General features: G+C 40.7%; 13 protein-coding genes. All 13 read left to right on the forward strand.

From position 1 onward, the window contains the following. The first annotated feature begins 26 nt into the window (after positions 1 to 26). The 13 genes from mfd (at position 27) to lysS (ending at position 15,373) form a co-directional block, all read left to right on the forward strand. Positions 27 to 3,539 (forward strand): transcription-repair coupling factor, encoded by a 3,513-nt coding sequence (gene mfd / locus FFR60_RS14920; protein ID WP_137664771.1) that lies wholly within the window; start codon positions 27 to 29, stop codon positions 3,537 to 3,539. Between the two features lie 39 nt (positions 3,540 to 3,578). Continuing rightward, a complete protein-coding gene (locus tag FFR60_RS14925) occupies positions 3,579 to 5,141 on the forward strand; it encodes a putative polysaccharide biosynthesis protein (protein ID WP_137664782.1) in 1,563 nt (520 codons plus the stop codon). Between the two features lie 3 nt (positions 5,142 to 5,144). Beyond that, positions 5,145 to 5,414, forward strand: a complete 270-nt coding sequence (locus FFR60_RS14930; RefSeq protein ID WP_088933631.1) for an RNA-binding S4 domain-containing protein — start codon at positions 5,145 to 5,147, stop codon at positions 5,412 to 5,414. A 74-nt stretch (positions 5,415 to 5,488) separates the two neighbouring features. Next, a complete protein-coding gene (locus FFR60_RS14935; protein WP_088933630.1) occupies positions 5,489 to 5,923 on the forward strand; it encodes an FtsB family cell division protein in 435 nt (144 codons plus the stop codon). A gap of 55 nt (positions 5,924 to 5,978) precedes the next feature. Next, positions 5,979 to 6,425, forward strand: a complete 447-nt coding sequence (locus tag FFR60_RS14940) for a S1 domain-containing RNA-binding protein (protein WP_088933629.1) — start codon at positions 5,979 to 5,981, stop codon at positions 6,423 to 6,425. 299 nt (positions 6,426 to 6,724) lie between these two features. Beyond that, the gene (gene tilS, locus FFR60_RS14945) at positions 6,725 to 8,059 is read left to right on the forward strand and encodes a tRNA lysidine(34) synthetase TilS (protein ID WP_137664772.1); all 1,335 of its coding nucleotides are present in this window, start codon (positions 6,725 to 6,727) and stop codon (positions 8,057 to 8,059) included. Between the two features lie 13 nt (positions 8,060 to 8,072). Continuing rightward, positions 8,073 to 8,618 (forward strand): hypoxanthine phosphoribosyltransferase, encoded by a 546-nt coding sequence (gene hpt / locus FFR60_RS14950; RefSeq protein WP_088933627.1) that lies wholly within the window; start codon positions 8,073 to 8,075, stop codon positions 8,616 to 8,618. Positions 8,619 to 8,714: 96 nt separating this feature from the next. Beyond that, the gene (gene ftsH, locus FFR60_RS14955; RefSeq protein ID WP_137664773.1) at positions 8,715 to 10,784 is read left to right on the forward strand and encodes an ATP-dependent zinc metalloprotease FtsH; all 2,070 of its coding nucleotides are present in this window, start codon (positions 8,715 to 8,717) and stop codon (positions 10,782 to 10,784) included. An 87-nt stretch (positions 10,785 to 10,871) separates the two neighbouring features. Next, positions 10,872 to 11,390 (forward strand): GNAT family N-acetyltransferase, encoded by a 519-nt coding sequence (locus FFR60_RS14960; RefSeq protein ID WP_137664774.1) that lies wholly within the window; start codon positions 10,872 to 10,874, stop codon positions 11,388 to 11,390. Between the two features lie 51 nt (positions 11,391 to 11,441). Continuing rightward, entirely contained in the window at positions 11,442 to 11,744 is a 303-nt protein-coding gene (locus FFR60_RS14965) for a bacteriocin immunity family protein (RefSeq protein ID WP_137664775.1), read from the forward strand. A 150-nt stretch (positions 11,745 to 11,894) separates the two neighbouring features. Continuing rightward, complete coding sequence (gene hslO / locus FFR60_RS14970; protein WP_137664776.1) at positions 11,895 to 12,779, forward strand: Hsp33 family molecular chaperone HslO; 885 nt, start codon at positions 11,895 to 11,897, stop codon at positions 12,777 to 12,779. 2 nt (positions 12,780 to 12,781) lie between these two features. After that, the gene (gene dusB, locus FFR60_RS14975) at positions 12,782 to 13,789 is read left to right on the forward strand and encodes a tRNA dihydrouridine synthase DusB (RefSeq protein WP_137664777.1); all 1,008 of its coding nucleotides are present in this window, start codon (positions 12,782 to 12,784) and stop codon (positions 13,787 to 13,789) included. A 120-nt stretch (positions 13,790 to 13,909) separates the two neighbouring features. Then, positions 13,910 to 15,373 (forward strand): lysine--tRNA ligase, encoded by a 1,464-nt coding sequence (gene lysS / locus FFR60_RS14980; RefSeq protein ID WP_137664783.1) that lies wholly within the window; start codon positions 13,910 to 13,912, stop codon positions 15,371 to 15,373. Positions 15,374 to 15,881: the final 508 nt, after the last annotated feature.

A 15,881-nucleotide genomic window follows, 5' to 3' on the forward strand; every position in this document is an offset into this window, starting at 1 on the left:
CAACGGAATATGTAAGGAGCAAGAAAATGAATTTGATTGAATTTATAAATCAGCTGCCACTGGTTAAGCAATGGCAAGCTGACTTAGCTAAAAAAGCCAAACGTCAACTGTTGACCGGACTTTCCGGTTCGGCTAAGGCTTTAGTGATGGCGGGTACGCATCAAGTAGGCCAAAAGCAAACGGTGATTGTTGTACCAAATCTCTACTATAGTAATCAATTGGCGGATGAACTGCGAAATATAGTGGATGATGTTCATCTGTTTCCAGTTGATGAGGTGCTTTCGGCAGAAATGGCTTTTGCCTCACCAGAAGCACGGGCAGAACGTGTATCGACATTGCAAGCATTATCTCAAGGCGCAAGCGGCATTTATGTGGTACCAGTTGCGGCATTAAGAAAACATTTACCGACTGCTGAAACATGGAAGGCAAATCAGCTGCATTGGGAAATCGGCAGTGAAGTTGATTTAGAAAACTTGGCCCAGCGGTTAGTATTGATGGGCTATGAACGTCAAACGATGGTCGGAAAACCTGGCGAGTTCAGTATGCGAGGCAGTATTGTTGATATTTACCCATTAACTACAGAATACCCAGTTCGGGTCGAATTGTTTGATGTGGAGGTTGATTCTTTACGCTATTTTGAACCGGGAACCCAGCGTTCGGTAGAAAATCTAAATGAAGTTTGGATTACGCCGACGACTGATCTGGTTTTTTCTGCAGAAAATCTGACGCAAGGTGCGCAAAAAATAAATCAGCTTTTGCAAAATCGCTTGGCAGTTACGAAGGAAAAAGAAGATTATAATTTTTTGAACGACTATTTCGGACAATTGATCGCTTCTTGGGAGGATGGCATCCCCACCGAACAAGCAAAATATTATACAGATTTATTATATGAAGAAAAAGTTTCATTATTGGATCATTTTGCTGAAGACGCGTTGCTATTTATTGATGACTATCCGCGTATGATGGAGACTCATCGTGAGATGGAACGGGAAGAAGCCGAATGGCATACCCAAAAAATCGAAGAACTGCGAGTCTTTTCTGAACAAAATTTTGGGCTGAATGCCCATGAACTAATCAAAAATACGAAACATGTTACAAGCTTCTTCTCGCTATTCCAAAAAGGGATGGGGAATCTGCGTTTTGAGGCGATCCACAATTTTCAATATCGTTCGATGCAGCAATTTTTCGGACAAATGCCTTTGTTAAAAACAGAAGTTGACCGTTGGCAGAAACAAGAGCAGACAGTTTTATTCCTTGTGTCAGATCATGAACGACAAGAAAAACTAACTCAAGAATTTCATGATGTCGATATCAAAGCAGTTCAAACGACGCCTGACCATTTATTGGCAGGACAAACACAGATCGTAACGGGAACACTGACAAATGGTTTTGAGCTGCCGCAAGATAAAATAGTTGTAGTGACCGAACGAGAGATATTTCAAAAGGTCACTAAAAAACGTGCTCGCCGCCAAACGATTTCTAACGCAGAACGGCTGAAAAGCTACAATGAATTAAAACCTGGCGATTACGTTGTCCATGCGAATCATGGGATCGGTAAATACGTCGGTATGGAAACGATCGAGATCGACGGTGTTCATCAAGACTATATGTCGATCTTGTACCAAAAAGACGACAAGCTCTTTATTCCTGTCACACAATTAAATTTGATTCAAAAATATGTTTCTTCCGAGGCAAAACCGCCGAAGATCAATAAACTAGGCGGCAGTGAATGGACCAAGACCAAGAGCAAAGTTTCGAAAAGAATCGAAGACATTGCGGATGATTTGATTGAACTGTATGCTAAACGTGAAGCCGAGCGTGGGTATGCTTTTGGACCAGATGATGAATATCAAAAGGAATTTGAAGATGCCTTTCCATATACTGAGACAGATGACCAGCTGCGAAGTGCTGCGGAAATCAAACATGATATGGAAAAAACTCGTCCGATGGATCGCTTATTAGTTGGTGATGTGGGCTTTGGTAAGACCGAGGTAGCCTTACGAGCAGCGTTCAAAGCGATCAAAGAAAATAAACAGGTTGCTTTTCTTGTTCCTACAACCATTTTGGCACAGCAGCACTATGATACGATGACGGAACGTTTCGAAAACTTTCCAGTCAACGTAGCGATGTTGAGCCGATTCCGGACGAAGAAACAGCAGAAAGAAACCATTGAGAAGATTCGTACTGGTCAAGTAGACATTGTGGTGGGAACACATCGTCTCTTGTCACAAGATTTGCAGTTTGCGGATTTAGGTCTGCTGGTCATCGATGAAGAGCAGCGTTTTGGTGTGAAGCACAAAGAGCGGTTAAAGCAATTGCGTTCTCAAGTAGATGTACTGACTTTAACAGCGACGCCAATCCCTCGGACTTTGCATATGTCTATGTTAGGCGTGCGTGATCTTTCTGTGATCGAAACACCACCGGAAAATCGTTATCCAATTCAAACATATGTGATGGAGACGAACCCGGGAGCGATTCGAGAAGCCATCGAACGTGAAATGGCTCGTGGCGGACAAGCTTTCTACCTATATAATCGGGTAGAAACAATCGAACGAAAAGTAGAAGAACTGCAAATGTTAGTGCCCGATGCGAAAATCGGTTTTGCTCATGGTCAAATGACGGAAGTTCAATTAGAAAATACATTGATGGATTTTATTGATGGACAATATGATATTTTAGTTACCACGACGATCATCGAAACAGGTGTCGATATTCCCAATGTAAATACATTGTTTGTCGAGAATGCCGATTATATGGGACTGTCGACTTTGTATCAATTACGCGGACGAGTTGGCCGAAGCAATCGGATCGCTTATGCGTACTTCATGTATGAACCACAAAAAATACTGAATGAAGTCAGCGAAAAACGTCTGCAGGCAATCAAGGACTTTACCGAATTAGGTTCAGGCTTTAAGATCGCGATGCGAGATTTATCCATTCGTGGAGCGGGAAATCTTTTGGGCGCGCAACAACACGGCTTTATCGATGCCGTTGGATTTGATATGTATTCGCAAATGCTGTCTGAGGCAGTTGATCGCAAACAAGGAAAAAATACTCAAGTTGAACGAACTTCGGTAGAGATTAATTTAGGAATCGACGCGTATATTCCAGGAACTTATATTGAAGATGAACGGCAAAAAATCGAGATTTATAAACGGATTCGCGAGTTGGAAAGTACAGAAATGCTGGATGAAGTAGAAGCTGATCTAGTGGATCGCTTTGGCGACTACCCAGATGAAGTGGCCAACCTGTTGAATATCGGACAAATCAAAATGGACGGCGATCGTGCGCTAGTCGAAAGTATCCAAAAACGCCAGCAGCAGATTATCTTCACCTTAAGTAAAGTTGGGACTAAAGCGTATAAAGTTGAACAGCTTTTTGAAGCCTTGAGTGCTACAAAAATGAAAGCAACGTTGGGTGTTGAAAAAGATAAAATGGTTATCAAGTTGATGATCGCAAAAAATATGGATGAAGCCGTTTGGCTACGAGAAATCAGCTTGTTCGTTCGTGCACTGCGGGAACAAAAATATAAGGAATAGGCGGTGGAGACACTGGCGAATAAAGAAATGCGAGTCATGATGCAAGGCGCCTTCGTCTTGACTGCCGCGTCATTCGTAGCAAAGTTGTTGAGCGCCGTTTATCGAGTGCCTTATCAAAACTTCGCAGGCGATGAAGGCTTTTATGTGTATCAGCAAGTCTATCCAATCTATGGTATCGCCATGACTTTGGCCTTATCAGGCTTGCCGCAGTTTATTTCAAAATATGTGGCAGAGCAGAAAGAGCCGCGCCAGCAGCGAAGAGCATTGGAAGAATTATTTCCCTTAATCAGCGGCTTTGGTCTGTTTTTATGGGCGCTGTGTTTTTTCACTGCACAACCGCTGGCCGACTGGATGGGCGACGGGCAACTGGCGCCATTAATTCGAGTTGTTTCCTTTACCTTTGTAATTATGCCGTTTCTCTCGATTACACGGGGAGAATTTCAAGGAAAGTTGCTGATGGTGCCAACTGCGGTATCACAAGTAGTCGAGCAGCTGATTCGAGTGGCGGTAATCGTACTAGCTGCTTGGTCGTTCAAGCAATTCGGATGGGATGTTTATCATACGGGAACAGTAGCGATGTCAGGAGCTTTAGTTGGCGGCATCGCCGCAGTTTTGGTTTTATGGTATTATCGCCGAAAAGTATTAGGAACAAGTATCGTACGAAAAATACCTGACCTTGGTGGAAATGCGTTAGCGTTAGGCCGGCGCCTTGTGCTTGAGGGCGGTTTGATGACAATTTATAGCGGTTTTTTGATCTTGTTTCAGCTAATTGATTCGTTTACTGTTAAAAAAGCTTTAGTTGATTTTGGTTTAAGTGAACATGGAGCAAAACTGGCTAAAGGGGTCTATGACCGCGGACAGCCATTAGTACAGTTGGGCCTTGTAGTGGCCTTGGCATTAAGTTCAAGCTTTCTACCTTTATTGACTCGCTATCTTGTCAATCGTGATCGCAGAATGTTTATTAATACCAGCCAAATCTTTCTGCGTTTGACCTGCGGCATCGCAGCGGCAGCCTCGATTGGATTAGCCATGCTATTGCCCTATGTGAATTATGCATTGTTCAAAGACTATAAAGGAAACGGCACACTAGTTTTATTTGTTTTTGCGATTTTTCTGATGGCGATGGTGCAGGCTTATCAAAGTATTGCTCAAAGTCAAAATGAATATCGCAGCTCTTTGCAGGCTGCCGGAGTTGGATTATTATTAAAAGTGGTTGTTACAGGTGGAATGACGAAACAGTTTGGGACAATCGGCGCGAGCCTATCAACTTTAGTAGGTTTGGTAGCAGCTTTGTGTATTCTGCATTTTTCTTGTGACCGTGAAACACGGGCGTATGGCAGCCAGCGGCACTTCATGCGCAACCTTTTAATTTGCTTAGCAGGCATGGTTGTGGTGCTGATATGTTATTATGGCGGTATCAGTATAGTTTTTGGAATAGTTCAAAAAAGAAGTATTGCATTAATAGCGGCAATTTTAGGTGTGCTGATTGGCGGAAGCACCTTTTTAATCTTAGCTATTCAGTTACGCTTGTTAACAATTCGCGAATGGCTGATGTTGCCGTTTGGCAGTAAACTATTGAGAATAAATTGGAAAAGGAGATAGATTATGCGTTTAGATAAGTTTTTAAAAATTTCACGGATTATTAAACGCCGGACAGTGGCAAAAGAAGTCGCTGACAAAGGGCGAATTCAGGTAAATGGAAAATTAGCAAAATCTTCAACAGATGTTAAAGTTGGGGATCAGTTAAGAATTCAATTCGGTAATAAAGTCTTAGAGGTCGCGGTAGAAGAACTGCATGAGTCGACGAAAAAAGACGATGCAGCAAAAATGTATCGGATTATTAGTGAGACACGCGTGGAAAATAACGGCAATTAGGGATAATTCAAATAGACAATTATATCGTGAATTGATATAATAGTAAAGAATTTCATGGTAAGGAGCGAACAGGAATGAATGAAAACGAGACGCAGAAAATTGCTTCGTTAGATACACCGTATGCAAAAGAGCAATATCGTAAATTTCAAAAGCAACATCGTCAATTAATATTTAAACGTCGTCGTTTAGCAGCGTTGTTTGCTGTAGCAGCCTTTGTCGCAATTGTCATGGGAGTCCAAATTTTCAACGAGCAACGTCATTTAAGTGAATTAAAAGATATCAAAGTCAAAACAGTCGCAGAATCCGCAAAAGTGGATGAGCAGGTAGATGGTTTGAAACAAGACGTGAAATTGTTGAAAGACGATAACTATGTAGCAAAATTAGCTCGTAGTCGTTTCTATTATTCAAAAGACGGCGAATTGATTTTTGTTTTACCAGAATCAGCAAATACGCCTAGCAAGGACCAACAGTCCGCTGACGAAGTAGTAAAGTCCGAAACTGCCAAATAGGTTTAGTAGCAGTTTTAAAATAAATTGGAAAAAAATTAGGAGGAACATTTTTTTTATGTCAATCGAAGTAGGAGCTAAGCTGCAAGGAAAAGTATCAGGGATCACCAATTTTGGTGCCTTTATTGACTTGGGAGAGGGTAAAACGGGCTTAGTCCATATCAGTGAAATATCTAACGGTTTTGTCAAAGACATTCATGATGTATTGACTGTTGGCGATGAAGTAACGGTTAAAGTAACTTCTGTGGGAGATGACGGAAAAGTCGGTCTTTCAATCCGTAAAGCCCAAGACCAGCCACAACAACCGGAAAAGAAACCTTTCAAACGCGAGTTTCGTGATAATAATCGCCCGAAACCATCAGCAAAAGGCAAGCCCCAAAATAGCGGCAAACAAGACTTCGATTCATTGATGAGTTCCTTTTTAAAGGATAGCGATGATCGCTTGTCATCGATCAAACGTAACACCGAAGGAAAACGCGGAGGCCGAGGCGGTCGTCGTAGTTAAAAGTAGTTAAACTAGAGAAGCTGAAATTCTTATGGGATTTCAGCTTTTTTTAAGCGTAAAGAAGTATAAGTTTTCCACAATTTAAAGGGTTTTTATACCATAGTTTTCGATGTCCGGCTTCACGAACTAACTTTTCAACGCAACGGTGCGCCCCAACTAGTTGCTGCTAAATTAGCATCAAGCAGCAACTAGCTCGGCAATAAGCGAAAAAGTTGTGCAAGTTCGTGAAGTCTTTCTTATCGGAATGAATGCTGGTTTGACTTATTCATTTTTAATCTAAGAAAAATAAGGAGTATAACATGGAACAAGAGTTTTTCCGTAAAAATCCCGAGTTATTGACAGGTCAGAAGATTTTATTGGCAGTCTCAACAGGTGTTGATTCGATGGTACTCTTGCATTTACTGGAACAACAGAATGTGAAGATGGGAGTAGTTCATGTAAATCATCAATTGCGACCAGAATCAAAAGCTGAGGCAGATTTTCTGCGAGACTATTGCGAAAAGCAACGTCTGCCGTTATATATGAAGGTTTGGGAAAGGCCAGCGGAAAAAAATATTGAGGCTGAAGCAAGAAGAGTCCGTTATAATTTCTTTGAAAAAATCATGGAGCAAGAAAAGTATGATTTGCTTTTGACTGCTCATCACAGCGATGATCAGCTAGAGACCTTATTGATGCGCCTCACTCGGGGAGGCTCTCTGGCAGGACATAGCGGAATCGCTCGTCAACAAGATTTCGGTCCAGGTATTTTGCTGCGCCCGCTGCTTTCTTTTTCAAAAGAAGAAATCTATTCCTACGCCAAGAAAGAACAGCTGACTTATTTCGAAGATGCCACAAATGACTCACAAGACTATTTCCGCAATCGGATTCGCAAGAATATCGTACCTGAACTAAAAAAGGAAAATCCGCAGATATTAACTCATGCGCAGCAGTTTCATCAGCAGTTGACTTGGGCGAATCAGCTGATTGAACAGGCGCTAAAAGAAAATTTAAGAAATATCGAATTTGACGGTCAGCGCTGGTCTTTTTTGCGTGAAAATTTGCCTCCTGAAACAGGAGCTCGTTATTATTTTCTTTCTGCTTTCTTTCAGCAAATCGAGGATCAGACAAGACTAATACTCTCGCAACGACAACTATTTTCATTACTAGACCAAATTGAGCGGCCTGTCACTCAATGGTCTGTTGATCTTGGGGATGGGTGGCAGTTTACTCGTCGCTATCAGCAATTTTGTTTAGAAAAAAAGGGAATAATCAGTGATGGGATATTTAGTTTGAATGAAAACGAACAAATTAAATTGCCGGAAGGAGGGACAATTGCTTTGAGAAAAAGCGATACAGCCTCCGAGATTGATGCATACCATGTGCTCTTGCCAGCCGCAGTCAAGCTGCCTTTAACAATTCGCAGAAGACATGCAGGCGATCGAATCCGATTGTCAGAAACGTTATTTAAGCGGATCAATCGTTATTTTATTGATAAAAAAATTCCGAATGAACAACGAGATCAAGCGTGGGTGGTAGAGGATTCTATGGGAGAAATCGTAGCGCTTTTACCTTTTGTTAATTCCTATTTGAGTATTACAACTGAAACTGATAGAATACACTACATACTTGACTATACGCTTCAAGTAGCGAAATGAAAGGAGTTTCTAGATGCTAGCAAAAGATATTGAAAAAGTATTGATTACTAGAGAAGATATTCAAAAGCGCTGTGTTGAATTAGGCGCACAACTAACTGCAGATTATACCGACAAAAATCCATTGGTAGTTGGTATTTTAAAAGGAGCCGTACCTTTTATGGCTGACATCGTTCGTGAGATTGATGCCCATTTAGAATTAGATTTTATGGATGTATCAAGTTACGGCAATCAAACTGTTTCTTCAGGTGAGGTAAAAATCATCAAAGACTTAGACACCAATGTTGAAGGTCGTGATCTATTAATTGTAGAAGACATTATCGACAGCGGTCGTACCTTGGGCTATTTAGTAGACCTTTTCAAATACCGTAAAGCAAAATCAGTGAAGATTGTCACATTGTTAGACAAACCTGAAGGACGTGTGGTCGACATTCATGCAGATTATGTTGGTTTTGATGTACCAAATGAATTCGTCGTTGGTTACGGACTAGACTATGCAGAAGCGTATCGTAACCTGCCGTATGTGGGTGTATTGAAGCCAGAAATTTATCAATCAAATTAGTGACCGAAAAAATCACAGTATGATATACTTAAAAGGTCAAAATTGATAAAACTTTTTTAACAAGCTAATAAGCTAACAAGTGCGAGGAGGACGCAGATGAACAAAAACAATAAGGGAGTAAAAAATGCTCTCTATTATATTCTCGTCATCTTGGCTATGGTCATGGTTGTTTATTTCCTTTTTGGAGATAACAAATCAGCTTCGCCAGATATCGAGTATTCAACCTTTACTGAACAGATGCAAGAAGGCAAAATCAAGAATCTTAAGATCCAGCCCGCTAGTGGAGTATACAAAATCACTGGTGAGTATAAAGAAAAGCAAGAGGTTACTAATTCTGGAGGCTTGAGCATCATTGGAGGAGGAACGGAATCAAAAACAACAAACTTCTCAACGATTGTTTTGCCAAATGACTCAACCTTGAGTCAAGTTACAGACTTAGCAAAAGAAAACAAAGTTAAGACACAAATTGAAGAAGAATCAAGCAGCGGCATGTGGGTTACATTATTAGTAAGCTTCTTACCAATCTTGATTATGATTTTCTTCTTCTACATGATGATCGGTCAACAAGGCGGCGGTGGCGGCGGTAATGGCCGTGTCATGAATTTTGGTAAATCAAAAGCCAAAGAAGCCGACAAAAAAGCCAATCGGGTACGTTTCTCTGATGTAGCCGGGGCAGAAGAAGAAAAACAAGAACTAGTCGAAGTCGTAGAATTCTTAAAAGATCCACGTCGTTTCGTAGAACTAGGCGCTCGTATTCCAGCTGGTGTTTTACTAGAGGGACCTCCCGGAACTGGTAAAACCTTGCTTGCTAAAGCGGTAGCTGGCGAAGCAGGTGTACCTTTCTACTCGATTTCAGGTTCTGATTTCGTGGAAATGTTCGTTGGGGTCGGAGCTTCTCGTGTTCGGGATTTATTCGAAACTGCTAAGAAAAATGCACCAGCGATCATCTTTATCGATGAAATCGATGCTGTTGGTCGTCAACGTGGTGCCGGCATGGGCGGCGGTCACGATGAACGTGAACAAACCCTAAACCAATTGCTAGTGGAAATGGATGGATTTGATGGCAACGAAGGCGTTATCGTTATCGCTGCAACCAACCGTTCTGATGTACTAGATCCAGCGTTATTACGTCCGGGACGTTTTGACCGCCAAATTTTAGTTGGTCGTCCAGATGTTAAAGGTCGTGAAGCGATTCTTAGAGTTCACTCTCGGAATAAACCGTTAGCAGACGATGTTGATTTAAAAGTCGTTGCTCAACAAACACCAGGATTTGCTGGTGCCGATTTAGAAAATGTCTTGAATGAAGCGGCTTTAGTTGCGGCTCGTCGCAACAAGAAGAAGATCGATGCTTCTGACGTTGATGAAGCAGAAGATCGCGTGATTGCAGGACCTGCTAAGAAAGACCGTGTTATCAGCAAGCTTGAACGTGAAATGGTTGCTTACCACGAAGCAGGGCACACGATCATCGGAATGGTCTTGAACCGTGCTCGCGTCGTTCATAAAGTGACGATCATCCCTCGTGGACGTGCCGGCGGATACATGATTGCCTTGCCAAAAGAAGATCAAATGTTGATGTCTAAAGATGATATGTTTGAACAAATTGTTGGTTTACTTGGTGGACGTACCGCTGAAGAAATTGTCTTTAATTCTCAAACAACAGGTGCGTCAAATGACTTTGAACAAGCCACTGCGCTAGCTCGTAGCATGGTAACAGAATACGGAATGAGTGATAAACTCGGTCCGGTTCAATACGAAGGAAATCATCAAGTCTTTGTTGGCCGTGATTATGGTCAAACAAAAGCTTATTCTGAACAAGTAGCTTTTGAGATTGATGAAGAAGTTCGAAGTATCCTGATGTCTGCTCATGACAAAGCACGTGAGATCATTGAAACTCATCGTGAACAGCATAAATTGATTGCTGAAAAACTGTTGGAATTCGAAACCTTGGATGCAAAAGCAATCAAGTCATTGTTTGAAACAGGTGAAATGCCTGAAGGTAAAGGCAGTCCTTATCCAAGTGAAAAAGCTCAAGCACAAACTTTCGAAGAAGCGAAACGTGCTTTGGAAGAAAAAGATGCTGAGAAACAAGCAGAGGATAAAGCACCGGAACATAAAGATTCAGACGATAAAATCGAACCTGATGATACAAACGATAATCAAGAATAAAAACTATAACGACATGTCTTCGGGCATGTCGTTTATTTTATCAACATTTTTTTTAAAGATTAAAAGTGTACATAAGGAGGGGGAAATATGGAGGGTAAAATTCGTTTATGTAATTTGGATGATTTAACAGAGCTGCAGAAAATCAGTGTCGAAACGTTTGTTGACACCTTTGCAGCGGATAATAATCCAGCAGATTTACAAGAGTATTTGTCCGAAGCTTATGGATTTGGAAAGTTAAAAGAGGAAATGATAAATCCTGAATCGCGCTTCTTCTTTATTTACTGGGCCGATAGTTTGGCGGGCTATTTGAAGTTGAATACTGAAAGGGCGCAAACAGAGATGTCGGATAGTAATAATTTAGAAGTTGAACGGATTTATATCCGTAAAGAATTCAAAAGGCTGGGGTTGGGACGCCAATTATTAGATTATGCTTTTGAAGTAGCGGCTAAAGAAAATCGCGAAAGTATTTGGTTAGGAGTTTGGGAGAAGAATACTAACGCTTTGCAATTCTATCGCGCTTTTGGGTTTGAAAAAGTTGGTGCTCATGATTTTATTGTTGGAGAGGATAAGCAAACAGATTTGATTATGATGAAGGAACTCCTTTGATTTGGCATAAAAACTTTACAAGAGTAGAATGATGTCGAGGGGTAGATCAGAATGAAAAATAGCGAAAAAGCTAGACAAATGATGGATCAAATCAGTCAAGCCTATGGAAATGAAGAAATAAAAACACTTCCCGAAGTTCAAAAATTTTTGTTGGACAATGCACGTTTATTAGAAAAAACAGAAGCGTGTGGATTAGTCGCAACTAAAATTTGTAAAGAGATTGCATTATATGCTTTATCACACCAAAATGAGTTTCCTGAGGCATTGGGTGAGCTGCACAAGCAACTCAAAAGTGAAGCAATGAAATATGATGCTACAGCAATGGCAGCAATTTTATTACCAGTATGGTTTTAATGAACAGGCGCATGGTCGTCTGTTTATTTTTTTGTTTTAAGTAAACAAGTTTATTAAACTTTTCTATCAAGCTCATACAGAGAAGTTGAAAAAAGTTGAAACACCTAGTATGATGCAATCACGAGTATTTTAGGAATGAGGAGCAGACAGATGAGTGATTATTTAGTAAAAGCATTAGCCTATGAGGGCTTTGTTCGAGCATATGCAGTGAATGCAACAGAAACGGTAGGAGAAGCGCAAGAACGTCATGATACATGGAATACATCTTCCGCGGCTTTAGGACGAACAATGATCGGGGCCTTGATGCTAGGAGCAATGTTAAAAGGCGAAGATAAAATGACCGTCAAAATAGAAGGAAATGGACCAGCCGGAGCCATCGTTGTTGATAGTAATGGTAAAGGTGAGGTGAAAGGCTACATCAAAAATCCTCACATCAGTTTGCCGCTAAATGAAATCGGAAAAATTGATGTAAGAGGTGCGGTAGGGACAGAAGGCATGTTCACCGTCACTAAAGATTTGGGCCTAAAGGAACCTTTTTCTGGTCAAACACCGATTGTTTCTGGTGAAATCGGCGAAGACTTTACCTATTATTTAGCTGTATCGGAACAGATTCCATCTGCAGTTGGCGTCTCGGTTTTAGTTGATACGGATGATTCTATTAAAACTGCCGGCGGCTTTATGATTCAAATTATGCCAGGAGCCAGTGATGAGATCATTGATCAAATCGAAGTGCGTTTGAAGGAAACAGCTCGTATTTCTACTTTATTAGACGAAGGTCAAACACCGGAGGAAATATTACAAAATCTATTGGGTGCAGATGATGTGGAATTTTTAGAAACAATGCCAGTGCAATTTAAATGCGACTGTTCTAAAGAAAAATTTGCGTCAGCGATTATTACTTTAGGAGCAGAACAGATTCAAGAATTAATCGATCAAGATCACGGTGCGGAAGCAGTCTGTGCATTTTGCAATAATAAATACAAGTATAGTGAAGCGGATCTTTACGAATTGAAGCAAGAAATTTTGGGGGAATAGTAGTGAAACCATTAAATGGCACATGGAAAATAGGTAATGTGGAAGTGCCGAATCGGATCGTAGTTGCTCCAATGGCAGGAATCACTAATGCCGCTTTTCGTGTAACAGTGAAAGAATTTGGGGCTGGCTTAGTCGTTTGTGAAATGATAAGTGATCAAGGCATCCATTTTAGAAATAAAAAAACGCTGGAGATGCTGTACATTGATGAACGTGAGCATCCGTTAAGTATTCAGATTTTTGGCGGAAACAAAGATTCATTGGTAGAGGCCGCACAATTTGTTCAAGAGAATACAGAGGCAGATATCATTGATATCAATATGGGGTGTCCCGTAAACAAAGTCATCAAAGCCGAAGCAGGCGCAAAGTGGTTACTAGATCCTAATAAGGTCTACGAAATGGTTGATACTGTTTCTTCCGCTGTAGATATTCCTGTGACAGTGAAGATGCGAATTGGTTGGGACGAGGAGCATGTTTTCGCTGTTGAAAATGCACTGGCTGCTCAAAGTGCGGGCGCTTCTGCGATTGCAATGCATGGTCGAACACGGGTGCAAATGTATGAAGGTCAAGCTAATTGGGACGTTTTAAAACAAGTCGCAGAACAGTTGACGATTCCTTTTATGGGAAATGGTGATGTTCGAACTCCGGAAGACGCGAAGCGAATGATTGAAGAAGTTGGTGCTGATGCTGTAATGATCGGTCGAGCAGCTCTAGGAAATCCCTGGATGATTCACCAAACACAGCATTATTTGGAAACAGGTGAACTGATCCCAGAACCAAGTGCCAGAGAAAAGATTGAGACTGCGAAATTGCATTTAGAACGTTTAATTAATCTAAAAGGCGAGAAAATCGCTTGTCGCGAATTTCGACAACATGCAAGCTACTATTTAAAAGGAATTTCGCGGTCAGCGAAAGTTAAGGTTGCCATCAATCAAACCGAAGAAAAACAAGTTATTGTAGATTTGTTGGATGAACTTGTTGAAAAGAGCGAAACAAGAGAGAAAATTAGCTGATCTTCAAGCCGAATGAGGAATTCGGCTTGATTTTTTGCCTATTCATTGGCATTATAAGTAAGAGTAATTACATACTGAGGAGGAACATTCGTGACTGAGGAACAAACAAATTTGACAGAAATGAACGATCAAATGCGTGTTCGCCGCGAAAAAATGGAAACCCTTCGTGAAGAAGGAATCGATCCGTTTGGCGCACGCTTTGAACGTACTGCGAACTCGAAAGAACTGCATGAAACATATGATGCAAATACTAAAGAAGAGCTCCACGAAAAACAATTGACTGCCAGCGTGGCTGGTCGTATGATGACCAAACGCGGAAAAGGAAAAGTTGGCTTTGCCCATTTACAAGATCGTGAAGGCCAAATCCAGATTTATGTCCGTAAAGATGAAGTCGGTGAAGAACCTTACGCGATCTTCAAAAAAAGTGACCTAGGTGATTTCTTTGGTGTAACTGGAGAAATCATGAAGACAGATACAGGTGAAGTATCGATTAAAGCAAAAGAAATCACTTTGCTTTCAAAAGCATTGCGCCCTTTGCCAGAAAAATACCACGGTTTGACGAATGTGGAACAACGTTATCGTCAACGTTACTTAGATTTAATCAGTAATCGTGAAAGTTTCGATCGTTTTACTAAACGCAGCCAAATTATCAGCCAAATTCGTCGATACCTAGATGGATTGGGCTATATCGAAGTTGAAACACCTGTCTTGCATAATGAAGCCGGCGGTGCGACTGCCCGTCCATTTATTACACATCATAATGCTTTAGACATGGACTTATATCTACGTATAGCATTAGAATTACACCTAAAACGTCTAATTGTCGGTGGAATGGAAAAAGTCTATGAAATCGGACGTGTATTCCGTAATGAAGGAATCGATACTACTCACAATCCAGAATTCACTATGATGGAGGTCTATACTGCGTATCAAGACTTCTTAGATGTAATGAATTTAACAGAAGGAATTATTCGTGACGTTGCGCAAAATGTTCTTGGAGAAACAACTCTTTCTTACGATGGACAAACAATCGACTTAGGTTCTGAGTTCAAACGTATCCATATGGTAGATGCGATCAAAGAACAAACAGGCGTAGATTTCTGGCCAGAAATGACTATTGAAGAAGCTCGTTCATTAGCAAAAGAGCACAGGGTTGAGATAAAAGATACGATGGAAATCGGACATATTATCAATGAATTCTTTGAGACGTTTGTTGAAGAAACACTTGAGCAACCAACGTTTGTATATGGACACCCAGTTGAAGTTTCCCCACTTGCAAAGAAAAACTCTGAGGATGGACGCTTCACAGATCGTTTCGAATTATTCATCGTAGGCCGTGAATTTGCGAATGCCTTTACAGAATTAAACGATCCAATTGATCAGAGAGAACGCTTTGAAGCACAAGAAAAAGAACGCGAACAAGGAAATGATGAAGCACATGGTGTGGATGAAGATTTCTTGGAAGCCTTGGAATATGGTATGCCGCCAACTGGTGGTCTAGGAATCGGAATTGATCGTCTGGTTATGTTGTTAACAGATGTTCAGTCGATTCGCGACGTTTTGTTGTTTCCAACGATGCGATAAAATAAATTTTTTAGACGTTCAGCTTTGCTGGACGTCTTTTTTAGTGTGTTTCAAATGGATTATTAGAAATTGATGTCATCTTTTGCTGCAAAAAAACGATTGAATTTTTTGTGAAAAGGTAATTTTCAATCAGCTTTCATGTTATTTGCGAACATTTACACGAACAATAAAGAACATTGGTCAGTAATAAAAAAAACTTCAAAAAAGTCACTATTTTTGATTGACCAGATAAGATTATGTTGGTATATTATTTTATGTTCCAAAGCGAGCGTGTGTCGCTCAAAAAAACTTAAAAATTGTTATTGACAGATGACTGACTTTCAGTTATTCTATCAAAGTCGCATAAAGCGATGACAACAATTTTTCTTGAAAATATTTCGAAAAAAGTTGTTGACATTAATTTGGCAATCTGTTATGATTTAAAAGTTGCCGAAACAAAGCGGCAAACCATGTAGACCTTTGAAAACTGAACGAATAAAACAAACCAAATGTGTAGGGCGTTTCTATA

Source organism: Enterococcus hulanensis (genome assembly GCF_005405485.1).
In the GTDB taxonomy this organism is placed as follows: domain Bacteria; phylum Bacillota; class Bacilli; order Lactobacillales; family Enterococcaceae; genus Enterococcus_A; species Enterococcus_A hulanensis.

Coding starts and splice junctions, on each gene's coding strand:
- mfd (WP_137664771.1), top strand. CDS start 27: ATGAATTTGATTGAATTTATAAATCAGCTGCCACTGGTTAAGCAATGG.
- FFR60_RS14925 (WP_137664782.1), top strand. CDS start 3,579: ATGCAAGGCGCCTTCGTCTTGACTGCCGCGTCATTCGTAGCAAAGTTG.
- FFR60_RS14930 (WP_088933631.1), top strand. CDS start 5,145: ATGCGTTTAGATAAGTTTTTAAAAATTTCACGGATTATTAAACGCCGG.
- FFR60_RS14935 (WP_088933630.1), top strand. CDS start 5,489: ATGAATGAAAACGAGACGCAGAAAATTGCTTCGTTAGATACACCGTAT.
- FFR60_RS14940 (WP_088933629.1), top strand. CDS start 5,979: ATGTCAATCGAAGTAGGAGCTAAGCTGCAAGGAAAAGTATCAGGGATC.
- tilS (WP_137664772.1), top strand. CDS start 6,725: ATGGAACAAGAGTTTTTCCGTAAAAATCCCGAGTTATTGACAGGTCAG.
- hpt (WP_088933627.1), top strand. CDS start 8,073: ATGCTAGCAAAAGATATTGAAAAAGTATTGATTACTAGAGAAGATATT.
- ftsH (WP_137664773.1), top strand. CDS start 8,715: ATGAACAAAAACAATAAGGGAGTAAAAAATGCTCTCTATTATATTCTC.
- FFR60_RS14960 (WP_137664774.1), top strand. CDS start 10,872: ATGGAGGGTAAAATTCGTTTATGTAATTTGGATGATTTAACAGAGCTG.
- FFR60_RS14965 (WP_137664775.1), top strand. CDS start 11,442: ATGAAAAATAGCGAAAAAGCTAGACAAATGATGGATCAAATCAGTCAA.
- hslO (WP_137664776.1), top strand. CDS start 11,895: ATGAGTGATTATTTAGTAAAAGCATTAGCCTATGAGGGCTTTGTTCGA.
- lysS (WP_137664783.1), top strand. CDS start 13,910: ATGAACGATCAAATGCGTGTTCGCCGCGAAAAAATGGAAACCCTTCGT.